This is a genomic window from Flavobacterium anhuiense, assembly GCF_001705175.1.
GTDB classification, from domain to species: Bacteria; Bacteroidota; Bacteroidia; order Flavobacteriales; family Flavobacteriaceae; genus Flavobacterium; species Flavobacterium anhuiense.
In genome coordinates, this window is sequence record NZ_CP016907.1 from 4,502,934 (window position 1) to 4,520,519 (window position 17,586).

At 33.9% G+C, this 17,586-nt stretch carries 14 protein-coding genes; 7 read left to right on the top strand and 7 right to left on the bottom strand.

Translation table 11 applies throughout. The annotated features are described in order from the left end of the window. Window positions 1–60 precede the first annotated feature (60 nt). From BB050_RS19010 to BB050_RS19025, 4 genes are all read right to left on the bottom strand, one after another. The gene (locus BB050_RS19010; protein ID WP_066034694.1) at window positions 61–666 is read right to left on the bottom strand and encodes a PAS domain-containing protein; all 606 of its coding nucleotides are present in this window, start codon (window positions 664–666) and stop codon (window positions 61–63) included. Window positions 667–728: 62 nt separating this feature from the next. Then, on the bottom strand, window positions 729–1,073 hold the full coding sequence (locus BB050_RS19015; protein ID WP_008463993.1) for a hypothetical protein: 345 nt from the start codon (window positions 1,071–1,073) through the stop codon (window positions 729–731). Window positions 1,074–1,122: 49 nt separating this feature from the next. Next, complete coding sequence (locus tag BB050_RS19020) at window positions 1,123–1,977, bottom strand: histidine kinase (RefSeq protein WP_066034695.1); 855 nt, start codon at window positions 1,975–1,977, stop codon at window positions 1,123–1,125. Window positions 1,978–2,009: 32 nt separating this feature from the next. Next, complete coding sequence (locus BB050_RS19025; RefSeq protein WP_066034696.1) at window positions 2,010–2,609, bottom strand: TlpA family protein disulfide reductase; 600 nt, start codon at window positions 2,607–2,609, stop codon at window positions 2,010–2,012. 473 nt (window positions 2,610–3,082) lie between these two features. Between BB050_RS19025 and BB050_RS19030 the strand changes: the two genes are divergently transcribed. From BB050_RS19030 to BB050_RS19050, 5 genes are all read left to right on the top strand, one after another. Continuing rightward, on the top strand, window positions 3,083–4,141 hold the full coding sequence (locus BB050_RS19030) for an efflux RND transporter periplasmic adaptor subunit (protein WP_066034697.1): 1,059 nt from the start codon (window positions 3,083–3,085) through the stop codon (window positions 4,139–4,141). Window positions 4,142–4,260: 119 nt separating this feature from the next. Further along, window positions 4,261–7,359, top strand: coding sequence for an efflux RND transporter permease subunit (locus tag BB050_RS19035; protein WP_066034698.1), 3,099 nt, complete (start codon window positions 4,261–4,263; stop codon window positions 7,357–7,359). Window positions 7,360–7,395: 36 nt separating this feature from the next. Further along, window positions 7,396–8,706 carry a TolC family protein gene (locus BB050_RS19040; protein WP_008463984.1) on the top strand — a complete coding sequence of 437 codons (1,311 nt, stop codon included), beginning with the start codon at window positions 7,396–7,398 and terminating at the stop codon, window positions 8,704–8,706. 249 nt (window positions 8,707–8,955) lie between these two features. Then, on the top strand, window positions 8,956–9,819 hold the full coding sequence (locus BB050_RS19045; protein WP_066034699.1) for a bestrophin family protein: 864 nt from the start codon (window positions 8,956–8,958) through the stop codon (window positions 9,817–9,819). Window positions 9,820–9,891: 72 nt separating this feature from the next. Further along, window positions 9,892–10,824: an AraC family transcriptional regulator gene (locus tag BB050_RS19050; RefSeq protein ID WP_066034700.1), complete on the top strand. Its 933-nt coding sequence runs from the start codon at window positions 9,892–9,894 to the stop codon at window positions 10,822–10,824. Window positions 10,825–10,909: 85 nt separating this feature from the next. Here BB050_RS19050 and BB050_RS19055 read toward each other — a convergent pair whose 3' ends face one another. Continuing rightward, entirely contained in the window at window positions 10,910–11,284 is a 375-nt protein-coding gene (locus BB050_RS19055; RefSeq protein ID WP_066034701.1) for a DUF779 domain-containing protein, read from the bottom strand. 225 nt (window positions 11,285–11,509) lie between these two features. Beyond that, window positions 11,510–13,015 (bottom strand): aldehyde dehydrogenase family protein, encoded by a 1,506-nt coding sequence (locus BB050_RS19060; RefSeq protein WP_066035225.1) that lies wholly within the window; start codon window positions 13,013–13,015, stop codon window positions 11,510–11,512. A 274-nt stretch (window positions 13,016–13,289) separates the two neighbouring features. Between BB050_RS19060 and pheT the strand changes: the two genes are divergently transcribed. Then, window positions 13,290–15,710 carry a phenylalanine--tRNA ligase subunit beta gene (pheT, locus tag BB050_RS19065; protein ID WP_066034702.1) on the top strand — a complete coding sequence of 807 codons (2,421 nt, stop codon included), beginning with the start codon at window positions 13,290–13,292 and terminating at the stop codon, window positions 15,708–15,710. A 180-nt stretch (window positions 15,711–15,890) separates the two neighbouring features. Here pheT and BB050_RS19070 read toward each other — a convergent pair whose 3' ends face one another. Further along, on the bottom strand, window positions 15,891–16,712 hold the full coding sequence (locus tag BB050_RS19070) for an N-acetylmuramidase domain-containing protein (RefSeq protein WP_066034703.1): 822 nt from the start codon (window positions 16,710–16,712) through the stop codon (window positions 15,891–15,893). 438 nt (window positions 16,713–17,150) lie between these two features. Here BB050_RS19070 and BB050_RS19075 point away from each other — a divergent pair, with 438 nt between their 5' ends. Continuing rightward, window positions 17,151–17,579, top strand: a complete 429-nt coding sequence (locus BB050_RS19075; protein WP_066034704.1) for a hypothetical protein — start codon at window positions 17,151–17,153, stop codon at window positions 17,577–17,579. Window positions 17,580–17,586 lie beyond the last annotated feature (7 nt).

The following is a 17,586-nucleotide window of genomic DNA, read 5'->3' on the forward strand; positions in this document are numbered from 1 at the left end:
GCTGGGGGAACAAATTTAAAGTCCAATGTCTTTAGCTGACACAATGAAGTATATAGTTCATTATTTCTTTTTAACATCACTCTTTTTTTCAAAAAGACCGCTAAATATGCCTTTGCTTATTTTGTTTTTATCATCTTTTCCAGTTGCAATCAAATGATCGATATATTCCATGTAGGTTTTCTTTCTTTCTTCAAGAAAACCCACCAAATACTCCTCTGAAGCGTGCATGCCACTCGTTTCTTCAATCTGCAAAAGTTTCTTGTACAAAGGCTCTATAAATTTTACAATGATATCGTTCGGAACCGATTTTCGGGTACAAAAGAAACCTACAATTTCACCATCGGTATCTGCTACGATTTTAAAATCGGTTACAACCCAGTAATAACGTCCCGTTTTGGCCATGTTCTTTATGATAACATGAATGTTTTCGCTGGATTTGATACTATCCCATAAGAATTTAAAAATAACCTTAGGCATATCTGGATGGCGAATTATATTATGTGGCTGGCCGACAAGTTCAAATTCATCGTAACCAGAAACATCTATAAAGTCTTCATTCGCGTATAAAATGGTTCCCTTTTTGTCAGTTTTACTAAGCAGTACTTTATTCTTATTCCAGTCCACTTCTCTATCAGAAGGTGTAGGACGGTGCAATCTGGTATCCATAAATTTTACATTTAAATTAATTTACAATTCAGTAAGTATAAAATGAATCCTTTAAACCATTTTCAATTTGACTCGATCTCCAAGACAAGGAGAATATTTCTGATTTTGCGAAAAACGGTTTCAAGTTCATTTTCAAGCCATTCAGGAATCTCATTATCAACCGCAAGATTAAGCTGGCGAATATCGTTCACGATCTGAATCAGCTTTTTATACTGAAAATCGAGATCATAAACATGAGAGCTAGTTTGGTAATTTTTAAAAATCTCTCTTACCTCTATTTCAAAATCAGATTGAATTTTAATTTTTTCGATCGAATCTAATGTTATGCTTTCATTCAAAAAATCTTCAATTATTTTTTTAAGATTATGCAGTGTAGGCACTGCAGTTGGTAAATCATACTTAAACATACAATTGGTTTAAAAAATATTAGTATTGTTTTGGGGCTTGGCTCGAGTTCTAATTCCTGCTGTTTGTCGATTTTACGTGGATATCATTAACTAAATCATCTATTTTTTTTGCGCTTTCTCTCATCATTTCAAGATAACTCAGTAATTTATCATTATCTGTATGTCCTTTCGAAACATCAATAAGCTTTAAAACAGAATTTACAGGCAACTTTAAATCTAAAGTTGTTCTATGAATAAAATCATTATAATCTTTTGTAGCAGACATTGAACTGTATTTCGCCGAAGCCAATTTCATGTTTTCTAACTCGTATTCGTCTGAAATTTTCGAAATGTGATTTTCGCTATGTTCTTTAAAATAATACGCCCAGTAACCGTTCATAAAAAATACAACAGCAGCCAAAACGGTATGGATAATCAAAGTTTCAAGATCAAAATTTACCTGAGAAAAGTAAACCTGAAATCCGTTAGCATCATTATAAATATAGTTTTGAAGATAAGCTAATCCAGCGTGATGTAGAACAACAAGTAAAGTAAGCGGAATTTGAAGTTTCCAGTTCTGATAAATAATCAAGATTGTACTTGCTATAAATACAGTGAAATGCATTTCGAACATACCATGCATCTGATAGATATATTGTGCCATAAAAATAGCTAAGACAACTGATAAAACATACTGGTAAAATTTAGAGTTTTTCATAAAAAATTTTGCCGAGTAGTACAACAAAAGATTTAGCGTTCCAACACCAACGCCAATTTCAAAAGTATCGTATTTAAAAGACAGTCCGATACCCAGCAGAAAATATACTGCAAGTACATAATTGATAATTGTATCTGATTTTTGTGTCATTGTAGACATAAAACTGTGCAGATAGTCTTGTTCGTTTAAGCTGGCTTTTGTTTTCATAGTTATTAGTTTTAGGTTTTTGGAAAAAATAGTTATTTAGTACATTTAGGTAATGAGCATCCGTAAGCTCTAAGAGCTAAGGCGTTAAAAGACGGATTTCCTTTTCTGCTAAGGAGCGAATCGATCGCCATTTGGGCATAATTGCTTCGAGTATCCGTACAATATCTGGTTTTATTGTAATTGCCTCTATAATACAAATTATGCGACTGATCTAGCAAAACAGCCTGAGGTGTTGAAATAACGCCACATTTTTCAGCAATTGATTCTTCAAAGTAAACAGGAATCTCAGCGTCAAACTTTTGCTGAATTTCATCAATAGTAAATTTTTTCTGTTTGTTCAACACAACAATTTTAAAATTGATCTGATCTCCATATTTTTTTATCAAATCACTCACATGTGGCACATTGAACCGAGAACATGGACATTCGGGGTTAAAGAAATGTATAAAGATGGGTTTATTATCAAATGCACAGCAGGGACCAAGTTCTATATTAGATCCTATCGCAATAGCCTTATAATTCTTTGGAATAGGAGTTGGAAGGCTGTACTTAAACTCGTTCTGCCAAAACAGATAGCCAATTGAAAGAAGTAAAAATGTAAACCATAAACCGAGAAGTAATTTTTTCCTCATAAATTATTTTTTTTATTATTAACAACAAAGCATAAACACTTGTTAATATAATTATTCATTATATATAATCAAAAACCAAAAAAAACAACTTCTGCATACATATTTTAACACAAAACACAAACGCAACCGTTAGTCTTTATGTTAAATTTTTTCATTTTGTTTAACATATCAATGTTACAAATAAAATCGATAAACTGCAAAAAAAATCAGACAAATTGCGCAAAATTTCTTCCGATGTAGAGACAGCCTGCCTTTGGACCGCATAACAAAACATACTTTTGACGAAGTTTCATTTATTTTTTCAAAAAAAAAATAATCTTTAATTAAACCTTTTACCCCGTATCTAGTCTAAATGCAAACCTTTGTACATACAAATGTTAAATAAAAGCTAACAGCTTCCGATTTCACATCAAAAAGTTAAATTTGTAAGCTTACCAAAACACATACCTAAAATCTATATTTACCTCAAGTTTATGAAATTAAAACACCTCATTTACACGCTTTTAATCATTACAATTGGAGGCTTTATTACCTACAGAATTATATCTAACAAGGGAAAAAATGAAGACTCAAAAAAGTTTAATGATAAAAAATCTCCAACAACTGTTAATGGAATCGTAATAAAAACGGCCACTTTTGACAATAATTTAGCATTATCAGGATCTATTGAAGCTAATGAACAAGTAGAAATTCATAGTGAGGTTTCAGGAATTGTTGAAGGAATATTTTTTAATGAAGGCACCAACGTTACTAAAGGACAGGTACTTTTAAAAGTAAATGATATTGAGTTAAAAGCGCAATTAAGACAAGCTTTAACCCGAGAAGATTTGGCCGCTGAAAACGCAAGAAGAGCAAAATTACTGTTGCAGAAAGAAGCCATCAGCCAAGAAGAAGCTGATGTTGCAAAAGCTGACCTTGCTTCTGCCCAAGCCCAATCTCAATTAATACGAGCACAAATTTCTAAAACATCTGTTAGAGCGCCATTTTCAGGGAAAATTGGTTTACGAAACATCTCTCCAGGAACTTATATCACTCCTACTGTTTTGGTGGCAAAACTGGTAAATACCAGCAAATTGAAAATTACTTTTTCAATTCCTGAAAAATATGCTGCAGAAGTAAAGTCAGGATCAGTAATCGATTTTAAAGTTTCTGGATCAGACAAAACGTATAATGCAAAAATTTATGCTATTGAACCAGAAGTAGCCGTAGCAACGCGTACACTTCAAATTCGTGCCCTTGCTGATAATGTTGACGGAAAACTTTTTCCTGGAACTTTTGCAGATATCAAATTGCCTTTAAATATCATTAAAGATGCCATAGTTGTTCCTTCTCAAGCAATTGTACCTATTCAGGACGGTAAAAAAGTATATGTCGCCAATAATGGCCAAGCAAAAGAAGTAATGGTTGACGCAACGACAAGAACAGATTCTTCAATTTTAATTTTAGCAGGATTAAAACCTGGAGATACTTTGATCACAAGCGGTGTTATGTCATTAAAAGACGAAGCTCCAATTAAGGTTAAAGTAAAATAGTTCTAAAGCCAAAAGTCTTAAAGTCAAAAGTCGCAAGACTTGAATATAGATTAAAGATAATAGCGATTTAACAATAAATCAGAAATCTAAAGTCTGAAATCTAAAATCCAAAATTACAAATGAGTTTATCAACTACAAGTATTAGAAGACCTGTTTTAACCATAGTACTGAATCTATTAATTATATTATTCGGTTTTATTGGTTATACTTTTTTAGGTGTTCGAGAATTCCCTTCTATTGACCCTGCACAGGTATCCATTCGTACCAATTATACGGGTGCCAATGCCGATATTATTGAATCGCAAATTACAGAACCTCTTGAAAAAGCTGTAAATGCAATTGACGGAATTAGAAATATTACGTCCTCAAGTAACCAAGGAAGCAGCAATATCACAATTGAATTTAATCTGGATAAAGATTTAGAAGAAGCCGCAAACGACGTTCGTGACAAAGTTTCGCAAGCCATTAGAAATCTTCCACAAGATATTGATGCTCCGCCAGTGGTATCGAAAGCAGATGCTGATAGCGACGCTATTATTTCGATGACCGTTCAGAGTGACTCAAGAAACTCTTTAGAATTAAGCGATTATGCAGAAAATGTTATTTCGCAACGTTTAGAAACAATTCCGGGAGTGAGTGGCGTGCAGATCTGGGGACAGAAACGTTACGCGATGCGTTTATGGATTGACCCTGCAAAACTTACCGCTTATGGCTGTACAGTAGCCGATGTGCGTACAGCTTTGAATGCGCAAAATGTTGAACTTCCATCAGGTAAATTAACGGGTAATAACACTGAACTTACTGTAAAAACAATTGGAAATCTTTCTAAAGCAGAAGAATTCAACAACATCATCATTAGAACTGACGGAGATAAAATTGTCCGATTAAGTGATATTGGAGGAGCAGAATTAGGTCCCGAAAATATCGAAACCAAATTAAGCCAGTCTGGTTTACCAATGATTGGTTTGGCAATTGTACCGATGCCAGGTGCAAACTACTTGGATATTTCGAAAGAGTTTTATAAAAAATATGAAGCCTTAAAAAAGGATCTTCCAAAGGATATCAAATTAAACATTGCTCTTGACAATACGATTTTCGTAAAGAAATCAGTATTAGAAGTTGCCGAAACATTGGGAATTTCTGTAATATTGGTAATCATTATCATCTATTTATTCTTTAGAGACTGGGCTATTGCTTTTAGACCTTTAATTGATATTCCGGTTTCGTTAATTGCTACATTCTTCATAATGTGGTTATTTGGATTCTCAATTAACGTATTAACTTTATTAGCAATTGTTTTAGCAACAGGTCTGGTTGTAGATGATGGTATTGTGGTAACCGAAAATATCTTCAAAAAAGTAGAAGAAGGAATGTCCCCAATTGAAGCAGCGATTAAAGGTTCTAACGAAATTTTTTATGCTGTAATTTCGATTTCGGTAACATTGGCTGCTGTATTTTTACCTGTAATTTTTTTAGAAGGTTTCGTAGGAAGGCTCTTTAGGGAATTTGGAGTGGTAATTGGTGCTGCTGTATTGATTTCAGCATTCGTTTCTCTTACTTTAACACCAATGTTAAACGCCTATTTAATGAAAGGCGGAGAACAGAAAAAATCGAAGTTTTATATTAAAACAGAACCATTTTTTGAAAAAATGAACAGCAGTTATGCTGAAGCGCTTTCAAAATTTATGGAAAAAAAATGGATCAGCTTCCCTATTCTTATTGCTTGTTTCGGATTGATTTATTTATTCTTTACTATTCTTCCGAAAGAAACAGCACCTTATGATGACAGAAGCTCTGTAACCATGCGTATGACTACTCCAGAAGGATCTTCATACGAATATACAGACCGTTTTATGCAGGAAATTTCAAAGCTAGTTGACGATTCGATTCCTGAGAAAAAAGTAAGCTTGGTTATTACCGCGCCTGGTTTTGGAGCTTCGGCAACTAACACGGGTTTTATTAGGCTTTCATTAAAAGAACCAGACGAAAGAACGGTTACTCAAAAAGAAATTGCAGATAAGTTAACAAAATGGACCAAACAATATCCTGATGCTAAAACGGCAGTAATCCAACAGCCTACAATTGCTGTTAACAGACGTGGAGGATTACCGATTCAATACATAATTCAGGCTCCTAATTTTGACAAACTGCGAGAAAAAATTCCTCTTTTTATGAATGAGGTAAACAAAAGCGATGTATTTTCGACGACAGACGTAAACCTGAAATTTAACAAACCTGAAATTAATGTTACTATTGACCGCGCAAAAGCAGAAAGTTTAGGAATTTCTATTCTTGATATTGCGCAAACTTTACAGCTTTCTTTAAGCGGACAGCGTTTTGGCTATTTCATTAAAAACGGAAAGCAATATCAGGTAATTGGTCAGTTTGATCAAAAAGACAGATCCAAACCTTTGGATTTGACTTCTATGTTTGTAAAAAACAAAAACGGCGAACTGATTCAGATGGATAACGTTGTAAAAGTATACGAACAAAGTAATCCGCCACAATTGTATCACAATAATAGATATATGTCTGCAACCGTTTCTGCTGGTTTAGCACCAGGAAAAAGTATGGGAGACGGAATTGAGGAAATGGACCGAATCAAAGCTAAAGTTTTAGATGAAAGTTTCACTACAGATTTAGCCGGGGAATCACGAGATTTCGTAGAAAGTAGCTCTAATACTTCTTTCGCATTCGGATTGGCTTTATTATTAATCTTTTTAATTCTAGCAGCACAATTTGAAAGTTTTATAGATCCGTTTATTATCATCCTGACGGTTCCTATGGCCGTTGCTGGAGCGCTATTCTCATTGTGGCTATTCAATCAGACATGGAATATTTTCAGCCAGATTGGTACGGTAATGTTGATTGGTCTGGTAACCAAAAACGGTATTTTGATTGTAGAATTTGCCAATCAGTTACGAGAACAAGGAAAGCCTAAATTAGAAGCTATTTTAGAAGCTTCAGAAGCACGTTTACGTCCAATTTTAATGACCAGTTTAGCCATTGCTTTAGGAGCACTTCCTATTGCATTGTCTCTTGGAGCTGCATCAACCAGCAGAATTGGTATGGGGGTTGTGATTGTGGGAGGAACTATTTTTTCATTGGCTTTAACGCTTTTTGTAATTCCTGCCATTTATTTAATGTGGTCTAAAGCTAGAAAACATTATCCTGAATTTGACCATATTGACGAATACGAAAGAGAAAGCATTAAATAGAAACCAAAACGCAATTTTTGGTTAAAGAAAACAAATATGAATATCAAAAAAACATACTGTACGGTACTTATTCTATTCTTTTGCTTTATTCAGGCAAAGGCACAGGAAGTTCTTACTATTGAACAAGCTATGACTATAGCTTTGGAAAATAATTTTGAAATTAAAATTGCTAAAAACAATTCCAAAATAAACGAAACAAACGTTACAATTGGAAATGCAGGAATGCTGCCAACAGCAACGGCAAACATTACAGATAACAATAGCATTACCAACTCTACACAAGTACGACAAGACGGTACATCTACCTCATTGGATAACGCCAAAAACAATAGTTTAAATTATGGTGTCAGTATAGGTTGGACTGTTTTTGACGGAATGAAAATGTTTGCCAAACTAGATCAGCTGAAAGAGCTTCAAAAATTGGGTGACGCAGAATTAAAAAGAACTATTTTAGTCAAAATTGCACAGGTAAATTCGGCTTATTATGATTTAGTGCAAATGCAGCAACAATTGGCGGCACTAGACACTACAATAGTAATTTCGAATCAGCGCTTAACTTTAGCAAAAAATCGCTTTAGTATCGGGAAAGCTTCAAAGCTGGAAGTTTTAAATGCTCAAGTTGATTTAAATTCAGATCAGGTTGCTTTGCTTAGACAAAAAGAAGCTTATGCCAATGGCAAAATCTTGCTGAATCAGCATTTAGCACGCGATCCAAAGATTGATTTCAAAGTTACAGATGAAGTCAAAGTAGACAACAAATTAGTATTGGCCGATTTGATGGATTTGGCCCAAAAACAAAATCCAGGTTTAGAGGCGCAAATTATCAATAAACGTATCGCCGAATTACAGCTCAAACAAGTAAAAGCAGACCGATACCCTACTTTAAGATTAACTTCAGGATACAACTTTTCTGAAAGTCAGTCTAGTTTGGGTTTTACCAGCGAAACGTCTTCAAGAGGTTTGAACTACGGTTTTAATGCTTCGATGAATATTTTTGACGGTTTTAATCAGCATCGCAACGAGAAAGTAGCCAAACTGCAGATTGAAAATTCTCAACTTGCAATCGAACAGCAGAATACGCTTTTGAATACGCAATTGAGCACTGCATTTCAAACGTATTTGACAAACTTAGAACTAATTGATTTAGAAGAAAATAATGAGAATATTGCTAGGCAGAATCTAGAAATCACGCTAGACAAATTTAAAATCGGTACCATTACAACACTTGATTTTAGAACTGCCCAGCTAAATTATGTCAATGCAAAAGTGCGTTACAGTAACGCACAATACGAAGCAAAATTATCTGAAATTGCTCTTAAAGAATTAGCAGGAAATATTAATTTTTAGCTTTCCTGATTAAAAAACCAAATACGATCTGCTAAATCTACTAAATCTCCGCGTTATTTTTTTCTCGCAGATTAGCAGATCTAGCAGATTTTTTTTTATTACCAAGAATCTCGAATTTCTAAAAGACTTATTTTTTGTATAAGTACATGAGTAAATTTCTGTGTCTATTCTAAATGAGCTAAAATATTTTCTTCCTTTTTACGTTCAAAAGTTGATTTTTAATTTAAATTTGTTTCAAAACCTACTTCAATGATTACATACAATACCAAAGACTGGTTTACATTTATTTTTCATTTTCATAAATCGGATACCGTTAGAAAACTATTTACGATTATGATTGCAATTGGAATATATGCTGCAATAATATGTTATCTTGAACTTCATTATTTTAAAGTAACTAAAAATGATTATATTCATAATATTCCAATTATGCATGGAATGTTAGGGTTTGTCATTTCGCTTTTGCTTGTTTTTAGAACCAATACCGCTTATGACAGATGGTGGGAAGGCCGCAAACTCTGGGGCGGACTTGTAAATAATAGCAGAAATCTTGCTATTAAGCTTTCGGCAATTTTAAAAGATGAAAATGATAGAAAGTTTTTCAGAAAATATATTCCCATGTATGCCGATATTCTTAATCAGCATTTAAAAGATGAAGACACCAGCAAACAGCTTTTTGAAGATGTTGATCTGGAAATTGACCATCACAAACACAAACCAAATCAGCTGAAAAGAATCATGTATCACAAAATCAACGATTTGTACGATGCAGGAAAAATATCTGGAGAACAACTTATTACTTTAAACGACGAATTAGTTGCTTTTACAGATATCTGCGGGGCATGCGAGCGTATCAAAAACACGCCTATTCCCTATTCTTACAGCGCTTTTATCAAGAAATTCATCTTCTTTTACACCATGACGCTACCTTTTGGATATTCTGTAAGTTTGGGGTATTTGGTAGCTCCTGTCGTAGTTTTTATATTTTATGTTTTGGCGAGTTTAGAGCTAATTGCAGAAGAGATTGAAGACCCATTTGGGAATGATGAAAATGATCTTCCTACAAGAAAAATATCCGAAAACATCAAAAAAAATGTTGAAGAACTGATTTAATAAAACGTTAAAGGTGCTCTTTATATTTTTATTTTCATTAAATTTAAGGTTTTCACCCAAAAATTAAATTTAATGAACAATCAACGATTTTTAGTCAATCCGCTTCAATTATCGCAAGAGAAATCATTAAAAACTCTTGTAGAAAACAGAACGATTTACAACCTTAATAATTGTGAATTAAATCTATTCGAAACCTACGAATCGACTCAAAAAGTCCCATTAAAATTTAATGATTTGGTGGTTACCAGTATGCTGAGAGGCAAAAAAATCATGCATCTTTTTGATGATCCTGAATTTGTTTATCTTCCAGGTGAAACGGTTATTGTTCCTTCAAATGTAGAAATGAAAATTGATTTTCCTGAGGCTTCAAAAAACAATCCTACACAATGTTTGGCATTAGCGATTGATCAGGATAAAATTGTTGAAATATTAAACTTCTTAAATGAACAATATCCGAAAGAAGGAACCAATATGTATTGGCAGTTGAATTACCAAAACTACTTCTTTTACAACAATGTAGAAATGGCGGCAACAATTAACAAACTCATAAAAGAATGTATGAGCACTTCAGTTGCGAAAGATATTTTTGCAGATTTAACTTTAAAAGAATTATTGATTAGAATTATTCAAACTCAAACGGTAAAATCTATAGACGAAGGAAAATTTTTGGACGCAAACAATCCCATAAAAGAAGTTACAGAATATATCAAACAGAATCTGAAAGAAAATATAAGCTTAAAATCTCTGAGCGAAAAAGCCTGCATGAGCACTACCTCTTTCTATCGTTTCTTTAAACGCGAACTCGGAATGAGTCCGATTGAATATATTTTGAATGAGAAAATAAAATGTGCTAAAAATCTTTTGAAGAATCCAACCCTTCAAATTAACGAAGTCTGTTATTTAGCCGGCTTTGAAGATGCCAATTATTTTATAAGATTATTTAAAAAATACGAAGGAATTACGCCAAAACAGTATCAGTTACTTTATATTAATCAAAGGTGCTAAGGCGCTAAGGTTCTAAGCTACTAAGATTCTAAGATTCTAAGTTTTTTTATCGGAGACTGAAAACTGTGACTGAGACTTAAAACTTTTACTCAATCCTTGTAACCGGCTCTAGATTTAACTCTTCTTCTGGAGTGAAAATTCTGTATTCAATTTGAAAGGTTTTCTTTAATGGAGTTTCTAATGAAAAACCACCGACTCCGAATGCATCAATTACCGTTAGAGTAAAATGCGCATGTTTCCAGTATTCAAATAAATCTTTATCTACCCAAAATTCGGCGCCTTCAACTGTACCAATGCAAACATCCCCTGTTCGCTGATAATAACCGCCTTTCTCGAAACACTGCGGCTGCGTGCCTTCACAGCATCCTCCTGCCTGATAAAACATTAGGTCGCCATGTTTTTCTTTTAAAACTTTAATCAGTTCTATCGCTTTTTCTGTGGCATCAATTCGTTTAATCATCGTTTTATCTACTAAAATTTAAAAGCAGCAAACTCTATAAAGAAATTTACTGCTTAACATAACCAACTATTTGTATTTACTTACATTCAAACTGTAATTTGATTGTATTGGATATTTGCAAATCAAAATTGCCTGGAGGAAGTTTGCTTAATGCCATTAAATTTTCATTTAACGCCCCATGCATGTCGCCAACCTAAATACTCCAGGATTTTGATTATCTTTTTCTTAGAAGAATCCTAATTTCTTTTTATCATAAGAAATCAGCATGTTTTTGGTCTGACGATATTGGCTTAGCATCATTTTATGATTTTCGCGACCAATTCCAGATTGTTTGTAACCTCCAAACGGAGCACCCGCAGGATAAGAATGGTATTGATTAATCCAGACACGACCAGACTGAATTGCTCTCGGAACCTGATAAATTTCGTGTGCATCACGTGTCCAAACTCCTGCACCTAATCCATACATGGTATCATTGGCAATTTCGATAGCTTCTTCGGTAGTTTTGAAAGTGGTAACAGCTAAAACAGGTCCGAAAATCTCTTCTTGGAAAATCCTCATTTTGTTATGGCCTTTAAACAATGTTGGCTTAATATAATAACCGCCTTCCAGTTCGCCTCCTAATTTATTTTCATCACCTCCTGTTAGCACTTCTGCTCCTTCTTCTTTTCCTAATTTGATATAAGACATGATTTTTTCTTTCTGAACAATTGAAGTCTGAGCTCCAATCATAGTTGATTTATCCAACGGATTTCCAGCTATAATAGCTTCAGTTCTTTCAATCACTTTTTTAATGAACTTGTCATAAATGTCTTCGTGAATTAATAATCTAGAAGGACAAGTACAAATTTCTCCCTGATTTAAAGCAAATAACACAGCACCTTCTACGGCTTTGTCAAAGAAATCATCATCGTGATCTGCTACCGAAGGGAAGAAAATATTTGGAGATTTACCACCCAATTCTAAAGTTACCGGAATAATGTTTTCTGTTGCATACTGCATCACCAAACGTCCTGTAGTGGTAGAACCTGTAAATGCTGCTTTTGATACTTTTTTATTGGTTACTAACGGACGTCCTAATTCAGCTCCAAATCCGTTTACAATATTTAAAACTCCAGGAGGAAGAATGTCGCCAATTAATTCCATCAAAACCATAATAGAAATTGGCGTGCTTTCAGCTGGTTTTAAGACGATTGTATTTCCTGCTGCAAGTGCTGGAGCAATTTTCCAAACTGCCATTAAAATCGGGAAATTCCACGGAATAATCTGCGCGACAACACCAAGAGGTTCGCTTAACGCAATAGAAACCGTTTGCGAATCTAGTTCTGAAATAGCACTTTCTTCTGCACGAATTACGCCCGCAAAATATCTAAAATGGTCAATTGCCAACGGAATATCAGCAGCAAGAGTTTCACGGATTGGTTTTCCATTATCTACCGTTTCAACTGCTGCAATATATTCTAAATTGTCTTCAATTTTCTGTGCAATCTTATTCAATAAAATACTTCTTTCCGTTACAGAAGTTTTTCCCCAAGTCTTAAATGCTTCATAAGCAGTATCTACAGCTAATTCTAGATCTTCTTTTCCAGAATGTGCTGCTTTTGTAAATACTTTTCCATCGATAGGAGAAACTACATCAAAGTATTCTCCTGTAATTGGCGCGGTAAATTTTCCACCAATATAGTTATCGTATTTTGCCTTAAATTCAGGTCTTTTTACTGCAGTACTCATAATATTCTTTTTTTGATTTACTCCAAATTTAGTTTCATAAAAAGAAACAGAATAGCACTTTTCATTCATCTTGTAGCACAAAAATTACACATTCAGTTTTTTTAGTGTTTTATAATAATCATTTAATAAAATTTTAGCCTATAAATTGCTAAATAATTATTAGGCAGCATTTTTCGGTCAATTAAAAACAACTAGAAAAAACTACTCAATTTTTTCCTACTCCAGCACGCAATCCTTATATTTGTAACCTCATACAAAGAATTAAAGAACTACAATGAAAATATCTTACAACTGGTTAAAACAATTTATTAAAACAGATTGGACATCTGAGCAGACTTCTGAATTACTAACAGATTTAGGTTTAGAAGTTGAAGTTGTCGAAAAATATGAATCTATTAAAGGAGGCTTGGCAGGCGTTGTTGTTGGACACGTTTTGACATGCGAAAAACATCCTGATGCGGATAGATTGAAAGTCACTACAGTTAATATTGGTTTAGAAGCTCCTGTACAAATTGTATGTGGCGCTGCAAACGTGGCTGCAGGACAAAAAGTGCCAGTTGCTACCATTGGAACCGTTTTATATGATAAAGAAGGTGCAGAATTTACCATTAAAAAAGGAAAAATCCGCGGACAGGAAAGTCACGGAATGATCTGTGCTGAAGATGAATTAGGCTTAGGAACTAGCCATGACGGAATTATGGTTTTGGCTGAAGATTTAGTTCCAGGAACTCCTGCGTCTGAAGTTTTCCAAATTGCAAATGATGAAGTTTTTGAAATCGGATTGACGCCAAACCGTGCCGATGCGATGAGCCATTTTGGAACTGCTCGTGATTTGAGAGCTGGAATGTTACAGCGTGGTGTAAACGTAGAATTGATTACGCCTTCTGTAAGCAATTTTAGAGTGGACATGCGTACGCTAAAAATCGACGTAAACGTTGAGGACAATCATTTAGCTCCAAGATATTGCGGTGTAACTATCTCTGGAATTTCTGTTCACGAATCTCCAAGCTGGTTACAAGACCGTTTAAAAGCTATCGGATTAACGCCAAAAAATAATATTGTTGACGTTACTAATTATGTTTTACACGAATTAGGACAGCCTTTACATGCTTTTGACGCTGCAAAAATCAACGGAAAAATAATTGTAAAAACAGTTGAAGAGGGAACTAAATTTGTAACTCTTGACGATGTTGAAAGAACGCTTCACAAAGAAGATTTAATGATTTGCGACGAAAAAGGTCCGCTATGTATTGCTGGGGTATTTGGAGGTAAAAAATCTGGAGTTTCTGAAGGAACAACCTCTATTTTCTTAGAAAGTGCTTATTTTGATCCAGTAAGCATTCGTAAAACGGCAAAAAGGCATCAATTGAGCACAGATGCTTCTTTCAGATTTGAAAGAGGTATTGACCCAACGATTACAGAATATGCATTGAAACGTGCAGCACTTTTAATTCAAGAAGTAGCTGGCGGAAAAATCACTTCTGATGTTGTGGAAGTGTATCCTAAAAAAGTGGAAGATTTCTCTGTTTTATTGAATTTCAGCCATGTTTCTAAAATCATCGGACAAGAAATTCCAAAAGATACCATCAAAAAAATCTTGGTTTCTTTAGACATAAAAGTAAACAGCGTTTCTGATACCGGTTTAGGTTTAACTATTCCTGCATATCGTGTAGACGTTCAGCGTGAAATTGACGTAATCGAAGAAATTCTGAGAGTTTACGGTTATAACAACATTAATTTCTCTAAGAAATTTAATGCTACGGTAGCCAATTCGCCAAGAACAGAAGATTATAAAGTACAAAACGTAATTGCTTCTCAATTGAATTCTCAAGGCTTCCACGAAATGATGGCCAATTCGTTGACAACTGCCTCTTACGCCAAATTATCTGCTTCATTAAAAGAAGAACATAATGTATCAATGCTGAATCCGTTGAGCAGTGATTTAGCGACACTTCGCCAGTCTTTATTATTTTCTGGTTTAGAAGCGGTTTCATACAACATTAATAGAAAAAATTCGGATTTAAAATTATTTGAATTCGGAAAAACTTATCATAAGTATTTAAACGGATACGAAGAGCACAAACACCTTTCTTTACTGATTTCCGGAAACAGAAACAAAGAAAGCTGGACAAATCCGCAGAAAACAACAGATTTCTTCTTGTTGAAAGGATATGTAAAAGCAATCTTATCACGTTTGGGAATTGAAAAAATTTCAAATGCGCCAGTTCAATCTGATGTTTATTCTGAAGGAACTGCGATTACTTACAACAATGATATTTTGGTTGAAATGGGTGTTATTAAAAAGCCTATTTTGAAGCATTTTGGCATCAAGCAAGATGTTTACTATGCAGATTTCAACTGGGATTTAGTTCTAAAAATAATTACAGGAAAAATTAAGTATTCTGAGATCCCTAAATACCCAGAAGTTCGTAGAGATTTGGCTTTATTAATTGACCAAAACACTACTTATGAAAGCATTTTCAACTTAGCAAAACAAACTGAGAAAGCGCTTTTAAAAGACATTAATTTATTTGATGTTTATCAAGGAGACAAATTGCCAGAAGGAAAAAAATCTTACGCCTTGAGTTTTACTATTCAAGACAACACGAAAACCTTAACTGACGCTCAGATCGATAAAATTATGTCTAAATTACAGCAGACATTTGAAACTGAACTTGGTGCGAGTTTAAGATAAAATCTCGTTATATTAATATACAAACCCGACTCGTTTTTAAAAGAACTAGTCGGGTTTTGTTTTTTGTTTCAAGTTTCAAGTTTCAGGTTTCAAGTGATATACTTTGAGTATAGTTTTACCGCAAAGAACGCTAAGATTTACGCAAAGTTTCGCAAAGGCTAAATTTTTAATTTTTAATTCTCACGTATATTTATGATACGCTTTAATCAGCTTTTCATCATATTTATTGGTTTTATAGGCTGGTCCGTTGTATTTTAAAGCAAACGATGCCCAATTCTTATTTCGCAGCAATCCAATCAAATTATTCTTTTCAAGAAATCGTCCGAAGGCTTTTAGATGCTCTCCTTCGTTCTGATTCATTTTATCTACAAATTCATCTATATTACTATATCCGATAGAGACCGCATTAAAGCCCATAATTTGAAAAAGTCCCCAAGAAGCTGAACAATTTGCCGCATCGGCTATTTTTTTGTCTGAGCCGAGCTTTTTTGCCTTTTCTAAGCGTACATATTCTGCTGTTCCACCAACATAATACTTCTTAGTATATTTTTCGAATAAAATGTCCTGTGTATTGGCATTCACATACGTTTTCGGATCGATATTTCTTTTCTTCAATTCATTCCAAAAAACATGTCCTTCAAACAAAATCTTCGGACGTCCGTCAATTAAAAAACCTTTTCCATTGCTTTCAACTTCGTTTACCGCTTTTACAACTGCCAGTTCTAATTTAAACTGATTCGAAAAATCAATTAAATCCTGCTCAGACAATAATTTATTGTTTGTCTGAAAACCATTCTTACTTTTTTCCAAAAGTGTCGACCACGTTTTAAGTCCTACTACTCCATCAACCACAAGATTGTTTTTTAACTGAAAATCTTTGATTGCATTATCTGTTTCTTTTCCGAAATAATCGGAAACAATTACACTGTATTTTAATTTTGCCAAAAGCTCGTTTAAGTAATAAACTTCGGGAGATTTTGTTCCTGCTTTAATAGTTCTCATTAGGTTTGTTTTTGGTGAAAATTGATGTTTGAAGAAATAAAAACATCTTTTTACAGTTGACGTACTGTAAAATAAGAGCAGTATTGTTCGTGATACTTTTATGGAAACTGAACAATATAAGGGTCGAGAATTGAGATATAGATTGCAAAACAGCCAACTAAACTCAGAACTAATATCGGTTGCAATATGTTCTCAAAAAACAAGCACTAACAGCCAACATTTTTGAATGCCTGTTTTATCTCAAAACTGGCGATGTAAAATTATATTTTTACAAAATACTAAACAACAACACTTTAACCCGATTTTTTAAATAATTTTACCTAAACAAAAAAGGGTATATTTCCCCTTGCCGGAATTTTCTGTTTCAGATAATTTTGCCCTGTAAACAACTCAAAAATCTGTTAACTAAACATTTAAACCAATTAACAATAAAAAACTATGAAAAATCCACCCGCACAGCCTAGCCAATTAATTACAAAAGAATTTGCTAGACAATTAAATTCAAATTACAACAATAAAAGAGCTTCTCTTGTTGCTGGGAAAGAAGAAAAAGAAGATGCCAATGCTATTTGGTATTCTTTAGAAGAATTGGAAAACTATATTCATTATATAAAAACTAACGGCGCAAAAGACGGCTACAATGTTGACGGAATCCGTTTTTATTTTGGAGTTTATCCCGATGATGAAAAGCATGGAGAAAAAGCAGGTTTAACTACCTTGTTTTTAGTTCCTACAGGCAAAAAGACAGAAAACAATACACAAGTTCAAAGTTTTGCTTTAATGAAAGAAGCTGCGTCTTCAGACATAGAAAGCCTAGATCCAATGAATTACGGAAACATCGGAAGACCGCCAAGCTTAATTTACTAAAAAAAAT